Origin of the sequence: Paenibacillus sp. NPDC058177, assembly GCF_042883835.1 — a bacterium.
GTDB classification, from domain to species: domain Bacteria; phylum Bacillota; class Bacilli; order Paenibacillales; family Paenibacillaceae; genus Paenibacillus_AQ; species Paenibacillus_AQ agri.
This window is the reverse complement of the sequence record NZ_JBHVVB010000011.1, coordinates 111,562-136,355: the sequence shown is the minus strand read 5'-3', so window position 1 is coordinate 136,355 and position 24,794 is coordinate 111,562. Positions and strand designations below refer to the sequence as shown.

22 protein-coding genes, 12 tRNA genes and 1 rRNA gene are annotated in these 24,794 nt (G+C 47.2%); 28 read left to right on the top strand and 7 right to left on the bottom strand.

All coding sequences use genetic code 11. The features are described 5' to 3' along the window. From rrf to ACFVU8_RS28675, 13 genes are all read left to right on the top strand, one after another. Positions 1-94 (top strand): 5S ribosomal RNA (gene rrf / locus ACFVU8_RS28735); the annotation flags it as partial. Positions 95-99: 5 nt separating this feature from the next. Beyond that, positions 100-175, top strand: a tRNA-Asn gene (locus ACFVU8_RS28730). 1 nt (position 176) lies between these two features. Beyond that, positions 177-252: transfer RNA gene (locus tag ACFVU8_RS28725), tRNA-Thr, on the top strand. A 9-nt stretch (positions 253-261) separates the two neighbouring features. Next, a tRNA-Glu gene (locus ACFVU8_RS28720) sits at positions 262-336 on the top strand. 41 nt (positions 337-377) lie between these two features. Next, a tRNA-Val gene (locus ACFVU8_RS28715) sits at positions 378-453 on the top strand. 52 nt (positions 454-505) lie between these two features. Further along, positions 506-580, top strand: a tRNA-Gln gene (locus ACFVU8_RS28710). Between the two features lie 69 nt (positions 581-649). Further along, positions 650-722: transfer RNA gene (locus tag ACFVU8_RS28705), tRNA-Lys, on the top strand. A 16-nt stretch (positions 723-738) separates the two neighbouring features. Further along, positions 739-822: transfer RNA gene (locus ACFVU8_RS28700), tRNA-Leu, on the top strand. A gap of 5 nt (positions 823-827) precedes the next feature. Next, positions 828-902: transfer RNA gene (locus ACFVU8_RS28695), tRNA-Gly, on the top strand. A gap of 7 nt (positions 903-909) precedes the next feature. Further along, a tRNA-Arg gene (locus ACFVU8_RS28690) sits at positions 910-986 on the top strand. Positions 987-997: 11 nt separating this feature from the next. Beyond that, a tRNA-Pro gene (locus ACFVU8_RS28685) sits at positions 998-1,071 on the top strand. Between the two features lie 15 nt (positions 1,072-1,086). Then, positions 1,087-1,160, top strand: a tRNA-Gly gene (locus tag ACFVU8_RS28680). A gap of 14 nt (positions 1,161-1,174) precedes the next feature. Then, positions 1,175-1,248, top strand: a tRNA-Pro gene (locus ACFVU8_RS28675). 252 nt (positions 1,249-1,500) lie between these two features. Here the strand turns inward: ACFVU8_RS28675 and ACFVU8_RS28670 are convergent. Both ACFVU8_RS28670 and ACFVU8_RS28665 read right to left on the bottom strand, forming a co-directional pair. After that, a complete protein-coding gene (locus ACFVU8_RS28670) occupies positions 1,501-1,914 on the bottom strand; it encodes an ImmA/IrrE family metallo-endopeptidase (RefSeq protein WP_387432020.1) in 414 nt (137 codons plus the stop codon). A 61-nt stretch (positions 1,915-1,975) separates the two neighbouring features. Then, positions 1,976-2,404 (bottom strand): helix-turn-helix domain-containing protein, encoded by a 429-nt coding sequence (locus ACFVU8_RS28665; RefSeq protein ID WP_387432018.1) that lies wholly within the window; start codon positions 2,402-2,404, stop codon positions 1,976-1,978. Positions 2,405-2,677: 273 nt separating this feature from the next. Here ACFVU8_RS28665 and ACFVU8_RS28660 point away from each other — a divergent pair, with 273 nt between their 5' ends. Then, positions 2,678-3,199 carry an ArpU family phage packaging/lysis transcriptional regulator gene (locus ACFVU8_RS28660; RefSeq protein ID WP_175371846.1) on the top strand — a complete coding sequence of 174 codons (522 nt, stop codon included), beginning with the start codon at positions 2,678-2,680 and terminating at the stop codon, positions 3,197-3,199. Between the two features lie 464 nt (positions 3,200-3,663). Next, entirely contained in the window at positions 3,664-3,777 is a 114-nt protein-coding gene (locus ACFVU8_RS28655; protein WP_387432016.1) for a stalk domain-containing protein, read from the top strand. Between the two features lie 78 nt (positions 3,778-3,855). On the opposite strand, the gene ACFVU8_RS28650 is transcribed toward ACFVU8_RS28655, so the two are convergent. Genes ACFVU8_RS28650 through ACFVU8_RS28635 form a run of 4 tightly spaced genes read right to left on the bottom strand, consistent with a single transcriptional unit; the run spans position 3,856 to position 9,124 of the window. Beyond that, positions 3,856-5,337, bottom strand: coding sequence for an MBL fold metallo-hydrolase (locus ACFVU8_RS28650; RefSeq protein ID WP_387432013.1), 1,482 nt, complete (start codon positions 5,335-5,337; stop codon positions 3,856-3,858). Continuing rightward, positions 5,334-7,013 carry an ABC transporter permease gene (locus tag ACFVU8_RS28645; RefSeq protein WP_387432010.1) on the bottom strand — a complete coding sequence of 560 codons (1,680 nt, stop codon included), beginning with the start codon at positions 7,011-7,013 and terminating at the stop codon, positions 5,334-5,336. Before ACFVU8_RS28645 ends, ACFVU8_RS28650 begins: the two co-directional genes overlap by 4 nt. Positions 7,014-7,018: 5 nt before the next feature. Continuing rightward, the gene (locus tag ACFVU8_RS28640) at positions 7,019-8,101 is read right to left on the bottom strand and encodes an ABC transporter substrate-binding protein (RefSeq protein ID WP_387432007.1); all 1,083 of its coding nucleotides are present in this window, start codon (positions 8,099-8,101) and stop codon (positions 7,019-7,021) included. Between the two features lie 42 nt (positions 8,102-8,143). Then, on the bottom strand, positions 8,144-9,124 hold the full coding sequence (locus tag ACFVU8_RS28635; protein ID WP_387432005.1) for an ABC transporter ATP-binding protein: 981 nt from the start codon (positions 9,122-9,124) through the stop codon (positions 8,144-8,146). Positions 9,125-9,321: 197 nt separating this feature from the next. Between ACFVU8_RS28635 and ACFVU8_RS28630 the strand changes: the two genes are divergently transcribed. The 13 genes from ACFVU8_RS28630 (at position 9,322) to ACFVU8_RS28570 (ending at position 23,996) form a co-directional block, all read left to right on the top strand. Then, positions 9,322-10,218 carry a LysR substrate-binding domain-containing protein gene (locus ACFVU8_RS28630; RefSeq protein WP_387432002.1) on the top strand — a complete coding sequence of 299 codons (897 nt, stop codon included), beginning with the start codon at positions 9,322-9,324 and terminating at the stop codon, positions 10,216-10,218. A gap of 214 nt (positions 10,219-10,432) precedes the next feature. Beyond that, positions 10,433-13,225: a phosphoenolpyruvate carboxylase gene (gene ppc, locus ACFVU8_RS28625; RefSeq protein WP_379468948.1), complete on the top strand. Its 2,793-nt coding sequence runs from the start codon at positions 10,433-10,435 to the stop codon at positions 13,223-13,225. Positions 13,226-13,497: 272 nt separating this feature from the next. Next, a complete protein-coding gene (sigW, locus tag ACFVU8_RS28620; RefSeq protein WP_066366323.1) occupies positions 13,498-14,064 on the top strand; it encodes an RNA polymerase sigma factor SigW in 567 nt (188 codons plus the stop codon). 121 nt (positions 14,065-14,185) lie between these two features. After that, positions 14,186-14,800, top strand: coding sequence for a zf-HC2 domain-containing protein (locus ACFVU8_RS28615; protein WP_175371809.1), 615 nt, complete (start codon positions 14,186-14,188; stop codon positions 14,798-14,800). A gap of 206 nt (positions 14,801-15,006) precedes the next feature. Beyond that, entirely contained in the window at positions 15,007-15,837 is an 831-nt protein-coding gene (cdaA, locus tag ACFVU8_RS28610; protein WP_175371808.1) for a diadenylate cyclase CdaA, read from the top strand. Further along, positions 15,830-17,317 carry a CdaR family protein gene (locus ACFVU8_RS28605; protein ID WP_387431999.1) on the top strand — a complete coding sequence of 496 codons (1,488 nt, stop codon included), beginning with the start codon at positions 15,830-15,832 and terminating at the stop codon, positions 17,315-17,317. The genes cdaA and ACFVU8_RS28605 overlap by 8 nt, the downstream gene beginning before the upstream one ends. A gap of 108 nt (positions 17,318-17,425) precedes the next feature. Further along, positions 17,426-18,766 (top strand): phosphoglucosamine mutase, encoded by a 1,341-nt coding sequence (glmM, locus tag ACFVU8_RS28600; protein WP_387431996.1) that lies wholly within the window; start codon positions 17,426-17,428, stop codon positions 18,764-18,766. 626 nt (positions 18,767-19,392) lie between these two features. After that, positions 19,393-21,225: a glutamine--fructose-6-phosphate transaminase (isomerizing) gene (gene glmS / locus ACFVU8_RS28595; RefSeq protein WP_175371805.1), complete on the top strand. Its 1,833-nt coding sequence runs from the start codon at positions 19,393-19,395 to the stop codon at positions 21,223-21,225. Positions 21,226-21,822: 597 nt separating this feature from the next. Further along, positions 21,823-22,056, top strand: coding sequence for a stalk domain-containing protein (locus ACFVU8_RS28590; RefSeq protein WP_387431994.1), 234 nt, complete (start codon positions 21,823-21,825; stop codon positions 22,054-22,056). 111 nt (positions 22,057-22,167) lie between these two features. Next, complete coding sequence (locus ACFVU8_RS28585) at positions 22,168-22,581, top strand: hypothetical protein (protein ID WP_387431991.1); 414 nt, start codon at positions 22,168-22,170, stop codon at positions 22,579-22,581. Between the two features lie 160 nt (positions 22,582-22,741). Beyond that, a complete protein-coding gene (locus ACFVU8_RS28580; RefSeq protein WP_387431990.1) occupies positions 22,742-23,275 on the top strand; it encodes a TetR/AcrR family transcriptional regulator in 534 nt (177 codons plus the stop codon). Between the two features lie 14 nt (positions 23,276-23,289). After that, a complete protein-coding gene (locus ACFVU8_RS28575) occupies positions 23,290-23,619 on the top strand; it encodes a DMT family transporter (protein WP_387431987.1) in 330 nt (109 codons plus the stop codon). A gap of 17 nt (positions 23,620-23,636) precedes the next feature. Beyond that, complete coding sequence (locus ACFVU8_RS28570; protein ID WP_387431984.1) at positions 23,637-23,996, top strand: DMT family transporter; 360 nt, start codon at positions 23,637-23,639, stop codon at positions 23,994-23,996. Between the two features lie 73 nt (positions 23,997-24,069). On the opposite strand, the gene ACFVU8_RS28565 is transcribed toward ACFVU8_RS28570, so the two are convergent. After that, positions 24,070-24,348, bottom strand: a complete 279-nt coding sequence (locus ACFVU8_RS28565; protein WP_387432023.1) for an FAD-dependent oxidoreductase — start codon at positions 24,346-24,348, stop codon at positions 24,070-24,072. Positions 24,349-24,794 lie beyond the last annotated feature (446 nt).

The window sequence follows — 24,794 nt, the reverse complement described above, 5'->3', positions numbered from 1 at the left end:
TCCACGCGTACCCATCCCGAACACGACCGTTAAGCCCTCCAGCGCCGATGGTACTTGGACCGAAGGGTCCTGGGAGAGTAGGACGCCGCCAAGCAGTATTCCCTGATAGCTCAGTTGGTAGAGCACTCGACTGTTAATCGAGTTGTCACAGGTTCGAGTCCTGTTCGGGGAGCCATGCTCTCATAGCTCAGTAGGTAGAGTGCTTCCATGGTAAGGAAGAGGTCACCGGTTCGAATCCGGTTGAGAGCTCCACAAGTTTAAGGCCCGTTGGTCAAGGGGTTAAGACACCTCCCTTTCACGGAGGTAACAGGGGTTCGAATCCCCTACGGGTCACCAATTTTTACTTATCGTTACCCATCAAGGGTTACTATACATATGGAGGCTTAGCTCAGCTGGGAGAGCATCTGCCTTACAAGCAGAGGGTCGGGGGTTCGATCCCCTCAGCCTCCACCATTATCGTCTTCATAAATGAGGAGATATTGGATAATATATAGGTATCCATTAATGGGGATTAGCCAAGCGGTAAGGCAACGGACTTTGACTCCGTCATCCATAGGTTCGAATCCTATATCCCCAGCCATTTCACTATAAACAAGTGAAGTTAAGCTTTGGTGAGAGTCCGGTTACTGATCGGATACACCTAACTTATGAGCCATTAGCTCAGTTGGTAGAGCACCTGACTTTTAATCAGGGTGTCGAAGGTTCGAGTCCTTCATGGCTCACTTTTATTAGTATTATGCGCGTGTGGCGGAATGGCAGACGCACCAGACTTAGGATCTGGCGTTTAACGACGTGGGGGTTCAAGTCCCTTCACGCGCACCACTTATGCGGACGTGGCTCAGCGGTAGAGCATCGCCTTGCCAAGGCGAGGGTCGCGGGTTCGATTCCCGTCGTCCGCTCCATAATTTTGCGCCCTTAGCTCAGCTGGATAGAGCGTTTGACTACGAATCAAAAGGCCGGGAGTTCGAATCTCTCAGGGCGCGCCATTTTATATTATCGGGATGTAGCTCAGCTTGGTAGAGCACCTGGTTTGGGACCAGGGGGTCGCATGTTCAAATCGTGTCATCCCGATTTTAAATTTTTTTTGCGGGTGTAGTTCAATGGTAGAACTTCAGCCTTCCAAGCTGATAGCGTGGGTTCGATTCCCATCACCCGCTCCATAATCTTATACTTTCGGGATGTAGCTCAGCTTGGTAGAGCACCTGGTTTGGGACCAGGGGGTCGCATGTTCAAATCGTGTCATCCCGATATTTAACTGCTAATTAACTCTTACTCTGGTAAGAGTTTTTTTGTTGTGTAACTTTTGCTAATAATGAGAGATGTGCATAAGTACTACAGCTTTGAAAAAGCCTAGAGAACTTAAAAAGAAGCCTAAACAAGCCTAAAGAAGCTTGGGAGGTTGCAAAGTTCTACAGTTAAGCTGAATTATCAATCATCTGATCGGCAGGACAGATCTATGTAATTGACTGGTAGATGGGGATGACGAAGTGTACATTCTAATTAATCCTGCAAAAATAGTCGAACCTCCGGTGGGATGCCTAATCTCAGATAGTAGCCTTTATGTGATTCGTCCTGTTCTGGCGCAGTATTGGCCGTCAGCAGTTGGATCGCAAAGGCATTCGCTTGCCTCTCCAGCTTACCAGGGGCGAAGTAAGAGTTCTCTTCCAGGAAAAAACGGTTAATACCTTTGTGAAGTCGATCATGCCCCAGTTCATGTGCACAAACGAATCGCTGCCATTCTACAGGCAGTTCATTATGAATGACGATAAATCTTCTTCTTAATTTTCGATAATATAATCCCTTCGTACCTGTCCCCAGATTCATAAAACGAATGTGAATGCCGAGTGCCCTGGAAAGTTCAAAAGGACAGTTGGTCTTATATTTTTTAATCAGATTATTAATCAATTCATCCATTGTCTTCACCTGCAGTACGTTTAGTGTATTTGTTGTTTTATCCTACTGAAGTCTTGAACGCTTACTCTTGTTTGGGCTTTTTGCGCTTATTCATTTGTTTGGCCTCCCAGAACAACCCCGTAAGCACGTCTTTAATCCTCTGCTTGTCCTCCTTATCCAGCGGAATACCATCGAACATCAATTCACCGTCATCTTCCAGCATTTTACGGAAATCACGCTTGTCCTTGTTTGTAGCCCATTCAGGGACGATTTCGGCTTCAGCAGCACCTAGATCTTGTAAATACCCTGCACGCTCCATCAGTTCTTCATAAGAACATCCTGTTGCTTCAGCGATCTTGCGTAGGGTTGCCGGTTTGGGGATGCCTCTCAGACCATTCTCGATCCGTGAGATTTGTGAACCGCTGATACCTGCTGCAGATGCCAATTGATTGATGGTTAGTCCTCTTTGTTCGCGAAGCTCTTTTAAAAAACGGCCAAATTCTTGTTCCATCACTACCCACTCCTTCTGCACTGTTAGCTGCTGTAAATAATATAAGCCATTTTTGCCAAGAGGTAAACAACAAAGAATGGTTTATTGCCAAAAGGCAAGAAATGTGATGAAAAACAGCTATTAACCGACCCATATAGCCTTAAATCGGATTTTACGGAATTGGAAGAGAGGTGGTATATTATTGAAAAAGGCGAACAAAATACGAACAAGTAGAATTTTACCACAAATCTTGGAGAAATACTGCAAATATAATACAAGGGAGTGTATGCTGTGCTGAACCTATCTTCTTTACCTGAACTGGACCGCCGCCGGACACAGATCACTATAGAAAGCATGCTGGAGAAATACCGTATTTTTAAAACCGTTACCTTTGAGGCTAAGGAAGCAAGTATCACTTATTCCTATACTGAACGTTTTCATGGACCAACGAATGCTATTACAGATCAGACGGCGGCGCTCGCCACACATAATGTGGATGTGCCTGCTGCTCGTAGAGCTTATTGTGCCGCAATCGACACGGTGGTGGACAGGCTGGACACAAGAGAGCAGCAGCTGGTACGGGAACGGTACATGAGAAGAGATGAGATGTACGATTACACCATATACAATCATGTGTTTGATCCACCCGTTAGCAAGGACACATACGTAAAGATACGTTCCAAGGCTTTTTATAAAATGGCGCTGGCATTAACCGATCTTGGGCTGCTGTCACTGGACTCTCTGTTAAAAGTTACGTCAAAGTCGCCGAAGCTAGAAAGAGGTGGATCCTCCTTAGAGAGTATCGGCCACCTCTAAAGATCCCAGAAAGGAACCTGGGATCACAGTTTATTGCAACTATTAAATCTATAGAAGCTGTATCATCCGCAATGTGGGTGGTGCAGCTTTTTTATATGTTAGGCCCGCTAACTTAATAATTCTATATATTTTAAGAACGCATGTTCTCTTCTAAAAACCGCTCTATTCCATCCTTAAGCTCTGCTGAAGTTCGCCGTAACACCGTCTCTGTGCACTGAATAAGGGGGTATGATTATCACATGGCAAATGAAGCAAAAGGACACCGCAGGAGCATGAATGCTCCACTACACATCAGGCCAGCAAGGCTGAAAAACTAAGAGTGCGGTGAAAAGTTTCTTGGCTCAGCTGCCATAGTCTTAAACGGATAGAGTTCCTGCTATAAGGACTGTATCCGTTTTTGTTTATCCAGGAACGGGAGGGATGAAAGAGATTGTTCATAGGTATTTAAAGTCGCTGACGGCCTGTTGGATAAGGGAGTGACCTATGTACCGGTACGAGTGCTTGTCGAAGCACTGGGCGCGAAGGTTACGGGCTACGATGCGCTTACCAAGACGGTGGAGATTACATGCAATCGTTAAAATAATGAATAATAAACAAAGGGCTGATACAGGAATCGCAGGGTTCCGTTGTATCAGCCTTTTACATAGTAGATTCAATTAGAAGTGCAATTGGTCTCCAGGCAAAAGAGCATGCAGTCCAGCAGTACCCTCCGCTTGGAGCAGGGTGATCGCCTGCCGATTATGGTGATCCGGTGCGTGAACGAGTACATTCTGACGGCTGGGAATGCTGTGCAGCATATCCCGGATATCCGGCAGGCCCTGATGGACCTTGTAGCGGATTAAGGAAATGGCAGGTCCGCCAGCAGGAGGAGAAGTCACCAGTCCCTGCGCAAAGCTGCCAGCCGGTAGATGCCCAGTGAAGATAACCTGGCTGCTGGGGCTGGCCGATAACTGATCGTAATACCAGCGGGCTGTAGAAGAGAGTAGCATGCCATCATCTGTAAAGATGATAGCTCCATTGGATTGATCCATAGCCTGCCTACGCTGGTCCGAATCTGAAACAATATGCAGCTTGTCACTGTTCAGCAATGCTTGAATACGTGAGGTAGCTGTCTCCCTGAGCCAAAAGGAGCTTTGTTCAAGCTCACGTAAAGGTGCGAGCAATCTGTCTTCCGCGACTAACTTTGTATCCGGGTATTGTTCCCCGGCCCAGACAAGCAGTTCTTGACCTCGCCCATACAGTGGAACAGGTAAAAGGACGGTCCCATTTGCCTCCAATGTGCTGCGGATTGCGGACTCCAATTGCAGCAGCTTGTCACTCTGGGTCTCGGGATCAGTGCCGTAGGCTCCATCGATGATCGCGAGATCTATAGAACGTTGGGATATCTTTTCAACGGCTATAGTCATTGTGCCTGCTTCCCCAATAGCCTCTTCGCCTATCTCTTCAGTTATCCCTATATTTGTCTTTTGAGTTATCTCTTGAGTTGCCGCTTTCGGTGTCGTTTCAGCTATTTCCTCCGACTTCTTCCCGATTGTCATCTCAGCCGAGTGCTCCTCACTCTTCTGCAAGGCAGAAGGGAACAATGCCAAGCCCGGATCATCCACCGCCAGCAACTGAGATTCCCCAGTAAAATCGCCAGAGAAGAAGATGATTTTGCCGTCCCACTCCAGGACCAGCCAAATCGATCCGATCATATGACCGCTGCGGCCCCACATGACACGAAGACCTGGAGCCAGGCAATGCCATGTTAAGGGGGCAGTGTGTTCCTCCAGATAGGCGAACTCAATCGCCTCACAATCTGCTTGTTCAAAAGGAAGTGGAGTCGGTCCTGCAGTCACGTAATTACGCCAAGCTGTAAAATAATCCGGCAGCTGCAGCGCGGTTTCCCGGGTCGTCCACACCTTTCCTTTATATCCGTATTTATAGAGAAGAGGCAGCGCAGCGGAGTGATCCTCGTGGGCATGGGAGAGAAAGACAGCCAGCAGTTCCGGAATTCGCTCTGCTTCCAGCAGCGGATATTCGCTCCCGGCTTCTTTTTTGACTCCGCAATCCAGCAGGATGCCCCTCTGTTCGTTCCTGATAAGATAAGAGGAGCGCCCATGCTCCCCGGCGCCCCCCCATATGGTTAGTGTAGTCATCGTTGTCTCCGCTTTCTGTCAGGGTTTAGATATTCGATCGCCAGTAGCAAGGCGGTTGTGATGCCGACAGAAACGACGGCCATGGCCATACCGAGCGCAACAGCGCCCTGCTCAAACTGGGCGAAAATATAAGTTGCTGATGTCTGCATAGACGGGGGCAGGATCAGCAACGAGGCGACCAATTCCCGATTGGAAATGGTGAAGGTCATCATCCAACCCGCGGCCATGCCGGGCAGGATCAGCGGCAGCAGGATACGCCTAAAAACATATATCCGGCTGCCGCCAAACACTTGGCCTGCCTGCATCAAGGCGGGGTCCAGCTGCCCATAGCTTGATTTTACATATTGCACGGTATAAGGAAGAAACAACACTACATAAGTCAGTACGACCATGCCGTACGTATTGTATAGCGGAATTGGCATCCAGCGGGCGTTCCAGAACAGAATCAGGCCCACGACTAATACAATGCCTGGTACGGTATTCGGCAGTAAACTGAAAAGGTCGGTGAGTTTCTGCCTCCATGACGTGGCTTTGCCAATGGTCAGTCCGAACCAGGTGCCTAGAATTACTGCAATACAAGAAGCGGCCACAGCCAGGCCTAAGCTATTGATTAGTGCGTGCATTCCAGGAGAACCGGGGGACAGCAGCTCCCGATAATGATTCAGCGTCAGATTCCCCCAAGACAAACCCTCTCCCCGCAGTTTGAGCAGCGAAGCAGTGATAATGGAGAAATAAGGTACTCCAATCGAAGCAATAAGCAGGAATACTAGATAACCCCAACTGGCCAAGCCTGCAAGTCCCCCTGAGGTTTTGCTTTTGCTACGCATTCCTTTGCCGCCAACCAGACGATAGGAGTACCGACTGCTAATTAAGGTCTGAATGTACCACATAACCAAACATACCCCCAGCAATACAGAAGCTAATGAGGTAGCTTTACCGAAATCAATCGGCCAACTGGCGATGTAGCGGTGAATTTCGGAAGTAAGGACATAGAAGCCGATTTTGCGGCCAAAGGTTGCCGGCGTCCCGAATTCAGCAATCGTTTTGACAAAGATCAGCAGCGCGCCCAGCCCATAACTGGATAATAACAAGGGGAGGATTACTTTCCTGCTCTTATAAGCAAAAGATGCGCCATGAACCGCAGCGGCCTCTTCCAGACTGCCGCCGATCTGCAGCAGCGAATTACGCAGTAGCAGATAGAGAAAAGGGAATAAATGCAGACTCATAATCAGAACCATACCCCAGTAGGAGAAGAAATAGGGAGTAACCGCCGCAGAAGCGGGCAGCAACTGCTCCATATATCCCCCGGACTGCATAAACAGCATCCAGCCCATAGAACCGATATAGGGCGGTGTCATGAAGGGAATCAACAGAACGACATCCAGCCAGCGATGACGGCCGATAGACGTTTTCGCCATAATCCAGGCCAGTGGAAGGGCGAAGACGGTAGTCAGGGCAATAACACTAACTCCTAGACCCAGCGAGTTCAATAGAACCTCTAACAATCCCCTGTTGTTCACAATCGTCTTTAAGGGAGCAGCAATATCAAGCCTGCCGCCTGGCGAAATACTTGTCCAGAAAATCAGGAGCAGCGGCAGCAGCACCAGGATCGCCAATATCCCCAGTGCCAGGCTGCCCCCTCTCCATGGAAAGGTACGTACAGAAGACTTCTTCATAATGCTTATTTGAACAGATCCGTAAAGGTAGTGGAGACCTCATCGCCGTGGTCGTTCATCCAGTCCCATTTCACATCATACGTCTTGATCTCATCCAGGTTGGCGCGTCCTTCAGCCTTAACATCTGTGCGTCCCGGCAGGAGATATGCCTTGGAGACCATGGCTTGGGCCTCATCAGAAAGCAGGTAATCGATAAAAGCTTTGGCGTTGTCTACATTTGGACTTGTTTTGATAATCGCAGCCGGACGTGGGCTGATCACAGTTCCTTCGGCAGGATAGACGATGTCAACCGGTTCACCGGCAGCCTTTGCCTTGTAAGCCATGTAATCTACACCTGCAGCGACTACGGACTTGGCACCTGTAATTACTGGATCAAGTGCTTCCTGGTTCGCGCCAGCCATCGCTACTCCATTGGCCTTGTATTGCTTGAAGAGGTCCCAACCGGATTCTCCTTGAGCACTCAGATAGCCAGTCATGAAATCAAGCGCCGAGCCGGACAGCGATGGATCAGGGATGTTAACTTGTCCTTTCCACTCTGGCTTGCCGAGATCTGACCAGGAAGTTGGAGGTGTAGTTACTTTCTTCGTATTGTAGACAATGCCAAGTGCAGAGGCGCTGTAGCTAAAATAGCTGCCGTCTGGATCAGACCAGTCGCTCACCAGTTTGTCCGAGTTGACGGCTTCCTTATATGGAAGCAGCAGATCGTCTTTTTTCATTCCTTGCATCGAAGGAAGGGAAGCCAGAACGACAATATCCACGGCCGGATTTGATTTTTCCGCTTCCATGCGGGCTAGGATTTTACCGGTGGTACCTTGGAACATCTCAACCTTTACCCCGGTCTTTGCTTCAAAACCTTCCTTGATCTTGTTCGCCAGGCCTTCAGGGCCTGCGCTATATACCACGAGGTTACCGCTAAGGCTTGTCCCAGGAGGAGAGGCCGTTGGATCCACAGCTGTGTTCCCAGTCGCTCCATTATTGGCTGCATCCGCAGCAGGTGTGTTGGCGTTGCCGCAGCCTGCAAGACTCAGCCCTAAGACTGTGGTGAGAAGAAGACTACCGATTCGTTTCTGATTGACCCATTTTTTCATTGATAATACCTCCATAGAATAGGTTGAAGTTCAGTACAAAAGTTATCTTCCGGATGGATTCAGCTTGTGAATTTGCCCCGGAGATGCATACAGACATACGTTATCGCCGACGCGTAGCCGCTGTTCATGATAGGCAATCCATTGCCCCATGTCTTGCATATCCAGGATCATTTCGTAACGATCGCCCATATAGCTGACGTGCCGGATCGTGCCATGAAAGGACAGATTGGAATCGCCCTCCTGGGACCAGCGGAGCTGCTCTGGACGAAGCATTTGCTGATCCGGAATCACCCAATTCGATTTACCAATGAACCGTGCGACAAAAGGATGCGCAGGTGTACGATAGATTTCTTCGGGCGAGCCGCTCTGAAGGATATGGCCGCCTTGCATGACTACGACTTCGTCTGACATCGACATAGCCTCGGCTTGGTCATGGGTTACATATAAAGCGGTAATCCCAATGTTCTTAACCAGCGAGATCAGTTCGACCCGCATTTCATCGCGGAGTATGGCGTCCAAAGCGCTCAGTGGCTCATCGAAAAGGACAAGCCGTGGACGGGTAACGACTGCTCTGGCAAAGGCTACCCGCTGCTGCTGTCCGCCTGACAGCTGATGAGGATATCGTTCTTCCAGCCCGTCCAGTCTGACCGTCCGCAGTGCCTCTAGCACCCTTCCCCGTAAATCTTGCTTCTGCCTGGCTGCCCGCAGTCCAAAGGCAACATTCTCGAAGACGCTCAGATGCGGCCAGAGCGCGAAATCCTGAAAGACCATCCCGAAATTTCTGCGGTGAACCGGCTGATTCACTCTCCGGGACGCTGAATAAATGGGCTCGCCATCCGCCAAAATCTCTCCTGCATCTGGCGTTTCAAGGCCTGCGAGCAGACGGAGCAATGTGGTTTTGCCACAGCCGGACGGTCCGAGCAGTGTCGTGAAGCTTCCTGCCTTGATGTGCAGATTAGCCGGCTTCAGGGCTTGAACATCTCCGAAGCTTTTGGCAAGATCGCGAATGATTAACTCGTTCATTTCTTTCTCCCTGTCATTAATATTTAATTTTTACTTTTTGATGAATGTTCTTGGTATGTACTTAGTGTAAAGAAGAAGGGTTCCCGTTATGTTTGCCGAGTGTAACCTCGTTATTAACTTTTTCATGCAATTCCCTTAACACTCATAGAATTTTTCTATGCTAGGATGGAGCTAGCACCATGAGGGAGAGGATAAGAATGAACCTGAATTTAATTAAGCTGCAAATTGTGGAGCTATTGGATAAACATAAGAAAATCACACCTGTAGCTGAAGCGCTTGGGCTGAAGCAGCCGACCGTTACCTACCATTTGAAGAATCTGGAGGAACAGTTGGGTGAGAAGCTGTTTGAACCAAGAATGGACAAGATGATCCTGACAGAGAGCGGAAGGGCATTCCTCCACTATGCGGTCAAAATCAATTCACTGGCGGCAGAAGCTCAGCGGGTGGTCAAGGAGTTCGGGAACGCCGGGCGCGGTACGCTGAAAATTGGCGCAAGCTATGTACCAGCCACTTATCTGCTGCCAAGAATTTTGGGAGAGTTCAGTGAGCGGCACCCCAGAACGACAATCTCTTTGACAGTAAAACCCTCCCTTGTTATCAAGGAAATGCTGTTGAACCATGAGATTGACATCGGTATTCTCTCCACCGAGCGTTTTGAACAGCCGGGTCTTCTCAGCACCTCCTTATGTGAAGATGAGCTGGTGCTTGTCTTTTCACCTGAACATCCACTGGCTTCCCGCAGTGTGCTGCAGCCGGCTGAGATTGCCTCTGCAAGCTTTATTCTTCATGACATGGAGTCGAGTACGCGGCAATTAACTAATAAGTGGTTTCAGCAGGGAGGTTTCACACCGAGGGCTTCGCTGCTTCTGGATTCGCTGGAAGGCATCAAGCAATCCTTGCTGGGTGGCAAACATGTGTCTTTTATCTCCAGAATGGCAGTAGAGGATGAGGTGTCCAGGGGGAAGCTAATGATGCGAAGTATTCCCAATTATCCGTTCCAGCGGCACATTTTTTGCTCTTATCATCGGGAACGTTTTTTCTCTCCACTTATGGGATTATTTATGGATCTTCTGCGTTCAAGAGAGCAGGGTTGAATATGCTATTGACGATATCCCGTATAATATGTAGAAATACATTATGATGAAATGACTGTAATAATGGAGAAATTCGTGTATAATCAAAATTACTGTATCGCTTTACCGCGTAATAAAGATGAAGATTTCCGGGCGATTTTATTGTATGATATGAGGAAAGCTTCAAAGAGACAATGCTAAAGACATTGATCCGTGAGAGGATGGGGGGAGCAGCATGACCGAACTTACGACTACCGTTAGCAAAAGCAACTCGAACAATCTGCTGCGGCGGGACGTACGGTTCCTGGGGAACATTTTGGGCGAGGTCTTGGTTCACCAAGGCGGCAACGAACTTTTGGAAATCGTGGAGAAAATCCGCGAGACCAGTAAATCTTTGCGCTCATTGTATTTGCCAGAACTGCACAGTGAATTTAAGGAGTTAATTAATTCTCTGGATTCGGAGAATCGTCATCAGGTTATACGGGCATTCGCCATTTATTTTCAATTGGTGAATATTGCCGAACAGAATCATCGGATTCGCCGCAAACGTGATTATGAGCGGTCAGCCGGTGAAACTGTACAGCCTGGTTCTATAGAAAGTGCGATTCAAGGACTTCGAGAACGTGATTTCTCACATGAAGAGGTTCGGGAGATTATACAAGGCCTGTCTCTGGAGCTGGTCATTACAGCCCACCCGACGGAAGCAATGCGCCGGGCCATTCTTGATATTCATAAACGGATAGCCGACGATGTTATGTACCTTGATAATCCTACCTTAACCTTCCGGGAGCGGGAACAGCTTCGTGAGAAGCTGTTGAATGAAGTCATTACGCTGTGGCAGACGGATGAACTGCGTGACCGTAAGCCTACAGTACTGGATGAAGTTCGTAACGGAATGTACTATTTCCATGAGACGATTTTCCATGTCTTGCCGGATGTATATGAAGAACTTGAACGATGTCTAAGTAAATATTATCCGGGTCAGAACTGGCATGTGCCTACGTACCTGCGTTTTGGTTCCTGGATCGGTGGCGACCGTGATGGTAACCCTTCCGTGAAGGCTGCCGTGACCCTGCAGACGCTGCAAATGCAGCGCAAGCTGGCTATCAGGGAATACCAGCGGATTATGCGGGAACTGATGAAGTATCTTAGCTTCAGTACCAGTATTGTATCTGTTACACAAGAGCTGCTGGATTCCATTGAAGAGGATCGGGAAATTATCAATTTGACCCGGGGCGATGCTTGGCGCAATGACAACGAGCCTTACCGGATCAAGCTGAGCTATATGATCTCCAAGACACAGAATGTACTCGACGATGAGAAAAAAGGCACGCCTGAGCGTTATACCTCACCTGAGGCGTTCATCCACGACCTAAACGTCATCGACCGCAGTCTGCGGCATCACTATGCCGATTATGTGGCCGATACCTATATTAAGAAACTGATCCGCCAAGTAGAACTTTTCGGATTCCATACAGCTACACTGGATGTTCGCCAGCATAGTCAGGAGCATGAGAATGCAATGACTGAGATTCTGGAGAAGATGAACATCACACCGGATTACTCTAAGCTACCGGAAGAAGAGAAGATCGTTCTTCTCGAAGGTTTGCTCAATGATCCGCGTCCGTTGACCTCTCCATACCAGAACTACAGTGAGAGCACGGAAGAATGTCTGGAAGTTTATCGGACAATCTTCAAAGCACAGGATGAATATGGCAAGAAATGCATCACCAGTTATCTCATTAGTATGTCACAGGCAGCAAGTGATATTCTTGAGGTGATGGTCTTCGCCAAGGAAGTGGGCTTGTTCCGTAAAGATAATGACGGCACAGTTGTATGTACCCTTCAGGCTGTACCACTCTTCGAGACCATTGATGATCTGCATGAAGCACCACAAATCATGGAGACGTTATTCAATCTGCCTGTATACCGTCAAGCGGTACTGGCGATGAACGATATGCAGGAAATTATGCTGGGTTATTCGGATAGTAACAAAGACGGCGGTGTGGTTACTGCGAACTGGGAACTGCGGGTGGCCCTGAATGAAATCACTGCTACCGCTGATAAATTCGGCATCAAGCTGAAGTTCTTCCACGGTCGCGGTGGTGCGCTTGGCCGCGGAGGCATGCCACTGAACCGCAGTATCTTGGCCCAACCGGCCTCTACAATCGGCGGCGGCATCAAGATTACAGAGCAGGGTGAAGTTATTTCTTCACGTTACTCGATGAAGGGGATTGCTTACCGCAGTCTGGAGCAAGCGACTTCAGCGTTGGTAACGGCTGCAGTTAATGCTAGATTGCCGCAAACTGATCTGGACGAGTCCAAGTGGGAAGAGATTGTGAAGCAAATTTCGGAAGTCTCCCTGAACAAATATCAGGACCTGATCTTCCGTGATCCAGACTTCCTGACTTTCTTCAAGGAGTCGACTCCACTGCCTGAGGTGGGCGAGCTAAATATTGGTTCCCGTCCTTCCAAGCGCAAGAACAGCGACCGGTTTGAAGATCTGCGGGCCATCCCTTGGGTGTTCGCCTGGACGCAGAGCCGGTATCTGCTTCCAGCCTGGTATGCTGCTGGAACAGGTCTGCAAAGCTTCTATGACGGTAAAGAGGAGAACCTTAGCATCCTGAAAACGATGTATGAGAAATTCTCGTTCTTCACAACACTGATCGACACACTGCAAATGGCCATCTCCAAGGCGGACCTCGTGATTGCGAAGGAATATGCCGGCATGGGTAAAAATGAAGAGGCTCGTCAGCGCATCTTTGGTCAGATTGATGCGGAATTCAAGCTGACCTCAGAGCTGATTCTGAAAATTACAGGTCAGCAGGATATTCTGGATAACGTTCCGGTTATTCAGGAGTCGATCCGCCTGCGGAATCCGTATGTCGATCCGCTTAGCTACTTGCAGGTACAGTTGTTGTCCGAGCTGAGAGAGCTGCGCGATCAGGATGGGGATGACGCTGAATTGTTGCGTGAGGTACTACTGACCATCAACGGCGTCGCTGCCGGACTTCGGAATACTGGCTGATACATTAACACGTTATATTTAGAGTTTGCGATGGTTACGAAGCCGTTCGCCCTTTGTCTGGGCGGACGGCTTTTTTTGTTGAGATGGAAGCGAGGACAGTACAGCTTCTTGTTTTGCTGCTGCAAGCAGCATTTTTTTTCCTCATATGACATGGAAGGTAACAATACAATCCTTGATTTTTACACAAACTTGAATTACGATTTAAATGCTTGTACCGTGGATATTCAGTTAGTTTTGAATGCCAAGGGCGGCAAGTCTGGGGGAGTTGACAGGTGGAGAATTTGGAAGGCAGATTGACAAAGCTCGCCCTGAAGGGCGACCAAAGGGCATTTGCCGAGCTTGTGGAACTATATAAAGACAAAATATATCATTTGGCGTACCGGATGCTGAACAACCGCCATGAAGCGGAGGATATTGTTCAGGAGACGTTTTTGCGTGTCTACAGAAATCTCGATCGGTATGATGACAAACAGAAGTTCTCGACATGGATCTACCGGATCGGCACGAACCTCTGCATAGACCGGTTGCGCAAGCGCAAACCGACTTATTCACTGGATGCGGAGATGAACGATCAGGATGGCATTGACGGCTATTCCATGATTCCGAGCGATAATGTGACACCAGAGACGGAACTGTTGCTCTCTGAGACACAGAGAACTATCTATGAGGCGATTGACAGCTTGCCTGTGAAGTACAGATCCGTGATGATCCTGAGATATCTGCAGGACCTGTCACTTCAGGAGATCAGCGATGTACTGGATATGCCAGTGACCACGATTAAGACCCGTGTACACCGCGGACGTGAATTTTTACGTAAAAAATTAGGCCCTAAAATGTAAAAATAACCAGCGGAATTATGAAACATCTTCAGATCAGGGACGTATGTATGATGAGCAAGTCTTATGACCCGACCCTGTGTCTTGGAAAAATTAAATAGCACTCACGAAAGGATTGGCTCCTATGGAATGCAAACTGGCCGTCTCTATGATGCATGATTATTTGGATGACGACTTGCCCGAACAGCAGCAGAGGGAATTGAAGGAGCATCTTCTATCCTGCCCGGAATGCCGTGCGAAGTTCAATGAATTGGAACAGACCGATATGTTGATGTTTTCCCTGATGCACCAAAGTCCTGTCGCGTCGGAAGATCTTGTAGGCCGGATAATGAATTCTTTACCGAAATCCAAGAAGGAGAAACGGTTTATTACCTGGATCAAGAGACATCCCGCCCTTACGGCGGCATCGATCTTTATTTTGGTGATGCTGATGAGCTCTGTTTCTTTCTGGAATCAGGATAGACAACTGGTGGTTCGGGGTACCAACCTGGATCAGGTTGTCATCAAGGGAGATACAGTCATTGTACCTTCCGGCAAAATCATTACCGGGGATCTTACGGTGGAGAATGGCAAAACTCAGGTGTATGGGGAAGTCAACGGCAATGTAACGGTCATCGACGGCTCTCTGTATCAGGCTTCAACGGCCCATATTTCTGGCCAAGTCAAAAGCATAGACCAAGCGGTAGGCTGGATCTGGTATAAAGTCACGAACATGTTCTCTGAAGTTGCCTACCGTTAAGCAGTGGCCCCTTGCAGGCATATCCTTTGCGCCTCTTTTTCCGGAAAGATGGCGCTTTTTTGTTGCCTTTTTGCCGCATCCTTAATTTGTGAGGGGGGCTAAACTTGCAACCTGGGCGTGAACGTTATAACCTAGATATATTATGGCACTGTTTAGCCATTTACATAAATAAACCCAGCTAATTAGAATTGATGGGGGTTTGAGCAATGAGCTATTTCATGGACCTTACCTGGAAAGAGTCCTTTAAAGATATTATAGATGTTCTGATTGTCAGCTATATCATCTACAAAGTGCTGAATATGGTCCGGGGTACAAGGGCGGTTCAGTTGTTAAAAGGGATTCTGGTGCTTGTGCTCATTTGGGCATTCGCCACGATCCTTGATTTGTATACGCTGAAGTGGCTGATGAATCAGATTTATACGTTTGGGGTGTTTGCCATCTTCATTATTTTCCAGCCGGAGCTGAGGCGTGGTCTCGAGCAGCTTGGGCGAGGGAAGTTCTTCGGACGTGGTGCGGAGAACGATGAAGAAGTCGGCAAGCTGGTCGGAGAAGTCATTAAAGCCGTGAATTACCTATCTCATAGAAAAATTGGGGCCTTAATCGTGTTCGAACGAGCCACCGGCCTTAACGAATACACGGAATCGGGCATAGCTATGCGATCGGCGGTCAGTTCGGAGCTGCTGATCAATATTTTCATCCCCAATACTCCACTGCATGATGGGGCGCTCATTATGCAGGGTAATCAGATTGCGGCTGCTGCCTGTTACTTGCCACTGTCCGAGAATCCGTTTATTAGCAAAGAGTTAGGGACGCGTCACCGGGCGGCGATCGGGATCAGTGAAGTGGCAGATTCTGTGTCGGTTGTGGTGTCGGAAGAGACGGGACAGATTTCTCTGGCGATCAATGGTCAGATTGTGAGGGATATCAAGGAAGAATCGCTAATTTCCAAGCTGTATCAAGAACTAAGCGCGAGTTCTCCGCTCAAGGAGAAGGGTTCTGCTTTCTGGAAACGGAAGGGGGACAAGCGTGATGAATAAATGGATGAACAACAATAACTTCAACAAGATTCTGGCGCTGGCGCTGGGGATTATCCTGTGGGCTATGGTTCATGCCGATACGGCTCCCGTCTCCCAGACAACTTCACGTATGGATACGAAGACTATTGAGAATGTGAAGATCGAAGTGACCGGTTTTGATGAGGACAAATATGTGATGGAACCTTTGGATGTCGATAGTGTGAGAATGGAGGTCCGGGGAAAAAAGTCGGATCTGAATTATAGGTTCTCCGATTCTTACAAGGTAAGCGTTGATCTTAGCAAGGTGAAGCCGGGAAATAACAGACTCTCCTTGTCCTATTCACTTCCGAATGGTGTGACTCTAGAATCCTTGACGCCGGATGAAGTGAATGTGCACGTGGAGCTGCGCAATACGAAGGCTTTTCCAATTACACTATTGACTAAAGGAACGCCCGCCCAGGGCTATCAACTCGGCACACCGGTGATTCAGCCAACAGGGGAAGCAGAGGTCACTCTCGCTGCCAGTGAGCTGAGCAAGGTTGCCAAGGTGCAGGGGACCGTTGAGCTTGATGGTGATAGTGAGACCTTCAAGGAGAAGCGAATGAAGCTGTTCGCCTATGACAGCAACGGGAATGAAATCAAGGATGCGGTGATCAAGCCAGCCTACGTCTCGGTAGAAATTCCAATTACCCTTCCGTTCAAAAACGTACCGCTGGAGATCGGCTATACCGGTCAACTGCCCGATTCACTGGTGTTGTCTCAGGTGAAGGCGGATCAGACTTCGGTAACCGTATATGGTCAGAAAGAAGCGTTGGCAACATTGACAGCCTACGAGGCGACCGTCAATCTTAGCCAGATTAAATCGGCCGGCACGGAGCAGCTCAAAGTGGACCTGGTACCACCAACTGGTATCGATAAAATCGAGCCGGGCAAGGTCAATGTGACAGTGACGACCTCCGAGAATGCGGAGCGTACCCTTGAAGGGGTACCCATCAAGCTGGAGGGTGCCGCTGCCGGGTTGAAGGCGATCATAACAGATCCAGCAGACCAGACCCTTTCGTTAACAGTATCGGGGGCGCCTGATCTTCTGAGTCAGCTGAGTGTGGACAAGATCAGCATTGTTGCTGACGTTAGCAATTTAACAGCCGGTACGCATGATGTCACCCTTCAGGTTTCTCTGCCCAAGTTCATTGCCCTAAAGCAACCGGCAGGTCAGCAGCTTAAAGCGACTGTACAGTTGCAGGACTCCTCGACACCAGAAGTGTCCACAGAGCCTTCACAGAACTCGAGCACAGGGGCGAGCGAGAATACGCCTGAGCCAAGCGCTGAGCCAGTTATAGGGGAGGGCAAGGACCCGGTGGACCAGCCTACACATAGTGGAGATACAGTTGGAACGCCGACGCCGACTCCTACAGAACAGCATTCTGAAAATAGTGGTTCAACCAACGGGAACGCAGGTACCGGGAGCAATGGAGAGGCCACGGGCACAGGCGGAACCTAACTTTTAAGGGAACAAGATGTCTATACAGGTGTTTCTTGATGACACCCGAGACAGTTTAAGCATACATTATACATTAAGCTATAGCAGCATAATCAAAGGAGAAAAGACATGGGGAAGTATTTTGGAACTGACGGTGTTCGCGGTGTAGCGAACCGCGAATTGACAGCAGAAATGGCTTATAGCATTGGCCGCTGCGGTGGATATGTACTAACAGGAAATGTGGAGAAACCGAAGGTTGTTATTGGTATGGATACACGGATTTCCGGTCCGATGCTGGAATCCGCACTGGTAGCAGGCATGCTATCCATTGGGGCGGAAGTCATCCGACTGGGTGTCGTTAGCACACCGGCGGTAGCGTATATTACGCGTCTGCTTAAGGCTGACGCAGGGGTTATGATCTCTGCTTCACACAATCCGGTAGAGGATAACGGAATCAAGTTTTTTGGCGGCGACGGCTTCAAGCTTACAGATGAGACTGAGCTGCAGATCGAAGAATTGATGGATGCGGAAAAAGACGAGCTGCCGCGCCCTGTAGGCTCCGGTCTAGGTAAAGTGACTATCGATCATGATTCCAAATATCTTTATTTGGAATACTTGAAAACAACCATTTCCCAGGATTTCAAAGGCATTAAAATCGTGCTGGACTGCGCACATGGCGCGGCATACGAGCTGGCTCCAAGATTGTTCCGCGAGCTGGGCGCTGAAGTTATCGCTATCGGAGCAGAGCCGGACGGGCTGAATATCAATGACGGATACGGTTCTACCCATCCGGAGAAATTACGTGAAGAAGTGATGAAGCATGGCGCAGATTTGGGACTTGCTTTTGACGGAGATGCTGACCGCCTGATTGCCATTGATAATACAGGTGAGGAAGTAGACGGTGACTTCATTCTGTGTATCTGCGGCGATGCAATGAACCGTGCAGGTAAGCTTAAAGATGGCACTATCGTGTCCACAGTGATGAGTAACATTGGTTTCTATAAGGCGACTGAGCAATTGTCCCTCAACACAGCTAAAACTGCAGTAGGCGACCGTTATGTGATGGAAGAAATGCGCCGGGGCGGCTTCAATCTGGGCGGCGAGCAATCCGGCCACGTGATTTTCCTGGACTACAATACAACTGGTGACGGTATTCTCACAGCGATCCAATTGGTGGATACATTGAAGGCTTCGGGTCAGAAGCTGAATCAACTGAAATCCATGATGACTAAATATCCGCAGGTGCTAGTGAATGTGCGTGTGCAGGATAAGACCAACTATCCGGATAATCCGGCGATTGAAGCGGCTATTGGTGAAGTTGAGGCCAAACTGGGCAGCAACGGCCGTGTACTTGTGCGTCCATCGGGTACAGAACCGCTTATCCGTGTAATGGCAGAAGGTCCGGACAAGGATGAACTGGATCGGTATGTAGGACAGATTGTAGAAGTTGTTCAACGTGAACTGGTGTAATTACTAAGCGTAATGAACGGTGAACCGGTGGGCGAACCGCTGCACCGGTTTAACGTTCTTCAATTATTTTTCAAATTAAGATGTCATTGTTTCAGAAAGAAAACATTGTCAGCAGCATTGCCAAAGTACGACAAGGTGCATATAATAGATAAAGTGTCATTCATTCAAGAAGGAAAGCGAGGATCGTGAGGTATCAGCAATAACAAGCGCCAGAGCTTGGTCTTGTGCGGGGGAGAAGGGAAAGCTGAGGATTAATTAGCTTGAACGGATCACGGCAGACGTAAGCTGACGAGGTGGAGGTGTTCGAAATGTTCGGCGGGGACCTCCCGGTGATGCACCAGAGCCGTGAATGCAAGCGGAAAATGCAAGGGCGACCTTACACACAACGCTTTCATGGGTGCATAAAATTAATAATTCATGGGTGTGCGCAAGCAGAGGGAAACACTATAGTTCTGCCACGGCAGAGGGGAAAGCTGTACATTTCATGATTTTGTGAAGTAGTGAAAGTTTATTTTGTTGCGCCTGAATTACAACAGAATATTGGCTAACTCTCATCAACATGCCGCACGGCACGTTTCTTTCCTATTGCCGCCCACATTACGATAACTTGGACGGAGGAAAATATAATGTGTGGTATTGTAGGATATATTGGTAATCAGAATTCGCAAGGAATCTTGGTCGAGGGTTTGAAGAAGCTGGAGTATCGTGGATATGATTCCGCGGGAATCGCTGTGTTCACCCAGGAAGGTCTGCAAGTAGTTAAGGCAAAAGGCCGTTTGGCGAACTTGCAATCCAAGCTGGAAACCAGTCCACTGGCAGGAAGTGCTGGCATCGGGCACACTCGCTGGGCTACTCACGGTAAACCTTCTGACGAGAATTCCCACCCACACACGGACAATAGCCACAAATTCTCCGTAGTGCACAACGGGATTGTTGAGAACTACCTGGAGCTGAAAGAAGAGCTGATCGCCGGAGGCGCCCAGTTCACTTCCGAGACAGATACAGAAGTTATTTCCCACCTGATTGCCCGCGAGTATAACGGGGATATCGTGAAGGCTGTACAAAAAGCGATTACCTTTATGCGTGGTGCTTTTGCACTGGGAGTTCTGACAGAGTATGAACCGGATAAATTGGTTGCTGTGCGTCAAGCCAGCCCGCTCATTATCGGTCTTGGAGAAGGCGAAAACTTTATCGGGTCTGACATTCCGGCACTGCTGGAATACACTCGTAACGTATATATTTTGAACGACGGCGAAATGGCTGTATTGACACGGGATGCTGTCGAATTGATGACGATTGAAGGTAACTTTATTTCTCGGGAAATGATTACTGTCGATTGGGATGCTGTAACCGCAGAAAAAGGCGGATTTGAGCACTTCATGTTGAAAGAAATCCACGAGCAGCCTAAGGCTTACCGTGACACTATGCGCGGTCGCATTAATGCTGAAGGCACTAAAGTGATTCTGCCTGAGCTGAACTTGACCGAAGAACAAATCAAGAACATTCGTAACGTTCAAATCGTCGCTTGCGGTACTGCGTACAATGCAGGTCTCGTTGGACGTAACCTGATTGAAACCCTGGTGCGCATTCCAGTGGAAAATGATATCGCTTCGGAATATCGCTACCGTGCTCCGATCGTAAACCCAGATACGCTGGTTATCGTAGTCAGCCAATCTGGTGAGACTGCTGACACCTTGGCAGCACTGCGTGAAGGCCATGCGAATGGTGCGCATGTACTGGCCATTACTAACGTGGTGGGCAGTTCCATCGCCCGTGAAGCTGACAGTGTATTGGTTACCCTGGCTGGACCGGAAATCGCAGTTGCTTCTACCAAAGCCTACACTTCGCAGCTGATCGCATTCACTTTGCTGGGTCTGTACCTGGCAGAAGTTCGCGGTACACAGTCCGAAGCACAAGTGAAAGAAATCCTGGCAGCAATGGATTCTTTGCCGGAGCAAGTAGAAGAAATTCTGGCTCAAAAAGAAGCCATCAAGAACTATGCGGAGCAAATCTCCGAGCACAAGCACCTCTTCTTCATCGGCCGCGGCGTGGATTACGCAGTCGCTCAAGAAGGCTCGCTGAAGTTGAAAGAGATCTCCTACATTCACTCTGAAGCTTACGCTGCAGGTGAATTGAAGCATGGTACTCTGGCGCTGATCGAAGATGGCGTTCCAGTTATCGCTCTGGCTACTCAAGAGAGCGTGCTTGAGAAGACCGTCAGCAACATCAAGGAAGTGAAAGCCCGCGGCGCAGACGTGCTGGCAATCACCCACCAAGAGCATGTCACCGACCTGCTGAAGTCCGTTGACCAGGCGTTCGTTATTCCACAAACCCTGCCGCTGCTGACACCAGCTCTGTCCGTAGTATCCCTGCAATTGCTGGCTTACTACGCATCGCTGGCCCTGGGCCACGATGTGGATAAACCACGGAATTTGGCGAAGAGTGTTACGGTGGAGTAAGGGATAGGGATTTTGTAGAAGAGTGTAGAATGACATTAAAGTTAGTTACTAGACATTAATATGTGTAACTTAAAAATAATGTATTTATCTTAACAAAATAGATTGTAATTATTGTTTATAATCATTTTTACTGCGGAGTCGCTCATATTTTTGAGCGGCTTTTTTATTGTTGTTTAGGAAATTATACACTACAAATAATGTGGATAACTCTGAAACAGTATTGCTTTTATTGGCCTGAATTTGTAATTTGGACTGGAATGGAGTGAATAGCTGCATCTGAGTCTGGTAAGAAATGTTGAACCCGATCTTTGGCGCGATAGATTAGAAAAATAATGTATTGAAAACAGCTTTGCTCTCATACAGATTGGTTGTTTTTTTGAATAATTGTTAAAATAAAGCGAATAATCAATGAGATATTATGGTAACTATATCTTGTGAAAGCACGTCTAAGGGTAATGAGATAAGTGAAATGCACACTATGAATTCTAATAGGGCGAAAAATATGATAAAAAAGCTAACTCTAGTGCTCGTGCATCGGCTTTGCTAATATTCCCTGCGCTCTCTGCTCTGAGTTTTGTCGTTAATGAAGGAGAAATAGTGACCAGCGGTAAGCTGCTGAACAATCGGGTGTTGATTCCGTTGCGTGTCGTATCTCAGCATTTAGGAGCAAGTGTGGGATGGTTCCAGAATGATAAATTGGTGTCAATGGATCATGGTGATTCCAGGATATTTCTCGCTGCTAATTTCAAACGAGCGCTACTATTTCCTCTTCCCATTGATCAGAATACTGTTAAACACATTGAAATGGATGCTCCAGTTCAGGTGATTTAAGGAACGACCTATGTTCTGTTGAAATTTGTGAGTCAATCATTGGGTGCAGCAGTCGCATGAAATCAGCAGTCCAAGCAAGCAACGATTGCAGTGGATGGGAAGAGGATTGTGGTGAATATGGAGCCGTCGTCTATATCAGTTCCTTCGTCACAGCAAATCACGGACGCACGTCTGACACTATTGTCTCAAAAATTGAACGATGTAGTAATTCTATATTCCATTAAGAATTTAACAGCCCTCTTTAAACCTTATTTTACGGAATATTTAATTAGGTCGATAAGCCAAAATAATCTAGAGCACTCAACTAAGTATGAAGCACCTATTACTTCGTTAGAATATACGAGTAGAACGAAAGCGACGTTATCGCAATCTATCATTATAGGCAACGGTTTGGCTGCAGAAGACCAATATATTGAAGATCGGATAGCACAATTGGTATATACCGGTGGAGTTTGGAAAGTTGATCGTGTAGACTACGCTATAAGAGTTCTTCCTGCAGGGTTTGGAGTATATAATCCTGCTTAACTGAATCGCTGAGTTACAAACTATAGACATCAATAAACAAAGAAGCTCTGAACGAAAAGGGCTTCTTTGTTTTCTTTGTTTAGTTAAATGGTTTGAGTTAATATATTTAAAGTTGACATAAAACCGTCCAGACGGTATAGTAATATTCGAGGTGAGAAGTGTGAATAGTAATTCAAAACGTAAAAGTATTTTATTAGCAGCTTCCTTAGTTGTTAAGAATAACGGAGTCGAGAAGCTCACACTAGAGGCGGTAGCCAGAGAAGCAGGAGTTAGCAAAGGGGGGCTACTACACCATTTCCCTAACAAGGAAGCTTTAATTAAGAGCATGGTGGAAGAACTGACGAATGATTTTTTTATCAATGTTGAAGAAAAGGTAACGAGCGCATCGGTTGAAGCAGGGAAGTTTAGCCGTGCTTATATTGCATGCGTGGATAACGATACTAAGGGAGGAAAAGAGATGAGCACAGCACTTAATGCAGCCCTTTTTACAAATCCAACTATACTTAAGAAATTTCAAGAGGATTTTTCAGTATGGCAAAAAAACATAGAAAACGATGGAATAGATCCTGTACGTTCAACGATTATAAGATTGGCAGCGGATGGATTATGGTTTTCTGAAATGTACGGTCTAGGGGTATTAGATGATGAATTACGTACTAAAGTTATTCAGGAAATGATAAATATGACGAAGTAAGGGGGTTGCTATCTTTGGATTTTTCTTTTGTTCTGCTGGGTATAGCGATCATCAGTGAAGTATTTGGTAGTTCTATGCTTAAATTATCAAACGGGTTCAAAAGGGTATTCCCTTCAATTGGCGTAATTATTGGAATGGGTGTGGCTTTTTACAGTCTATCTTTAGCTCTTCGAACAATTCCACTAGGTACGGCGTATGCAATTTGGTCAGGGGTAGGTACAGCGTTGACAGCATTACTTGGTGTGGTTATTTATAAAGAGAATTTTAATTTCAAAAAATTCCTAGGTCTATTATTGATTATTGGTGGCGTAGTGATTATGAAACTCTCTGGTGGGTCTCACTAGGATTTGGGGATGATATTATGAAAGCTCATAAAGGATTTATTGCATTAGGTATAGCGATTTCTAGCGAGGTCGTGGGTACTACCATGTTAAAATTGTCGGAAGGGTTCACTAATGTATTCCCTTCTATAGGTTTTATTATCGGTTTTGGAATTGCATTTTATTACTTATCTTTAAGTCTCAAAGAACTACCCTTAAGTCTAGCTTATGCTATTTGGTCAGGTGTAGGTACAGTGTTAACAGCATTTATTGGTATAATAATATGGGGAGATCCATTTGGTATATTCACACCCGTTGGTATACTATTAATAGTAGGAGGGATAGTTCTATTGAACTCTCCGAATAAAGATGTAGATAAAGAAATAGAACTAACAAGCTAACGAAATAGTTATTATGACCAGGGGCCTGAGGAATCAGGCTTTTTTTGTTGTTTGGGAGGCTGGACCCGGTACCTCAATTTATAGTGGTCGAGTGCTCGTATGAGTTGGGGGACGGAAAATTCCCAGAGTTTTTCTGTCCAGCTGTTAATGGAACCTTGGTGAGAAAAGAAGAGCAGCAGACAAAGGACTGCTGGCTGGGCGCAAGTTCAAAATTCCCATGATTTTTTTGGAACGCATCAGCCAAGGCTGCCGCCCCGTCTATTGCCAGAGGTCCACCCATGCCAGCAGCTGGAGAGGCGCAATATCCAGCATCACCGACTAGCGCTACCCTGCCTTTTGTCCACGATGGCATTTTCATTTGGCACAGCTTGTCAAAGTAAAAAGTTGTCGAGTTCTTCACTTCTTCCAGCAATTCCGGCGTTCGCTAGCCTAGCTCAGAAAATTGATTCAAAATTATATTCCTCCGCTGTCCTTCGTTTCGGTAGTCGTCATAGGTTCGTTCCCCCAATGCTCGACAATATTTTTGTTAACATTGAACAGCATAAGATAGCTTTATAAACTGAATATAAATAGCTCGTGCAGAGCCGGAGCGGCTGTTGTTAAAAAGATAATAAAGTATTTATTCAAAAAGTTAATTCTATGCTTTAAAGCGACATAGTTTAAAAAACTAAAAATTCTCTAGTGATTAGTATAGATCTATTATGGATTAGACTAACGGGCAGTTTTGCATCAATACTAATTTTTCATTAATATATAAATATACCGATTTTTGTTCATATTTTCTAAAACTTCGGAAGG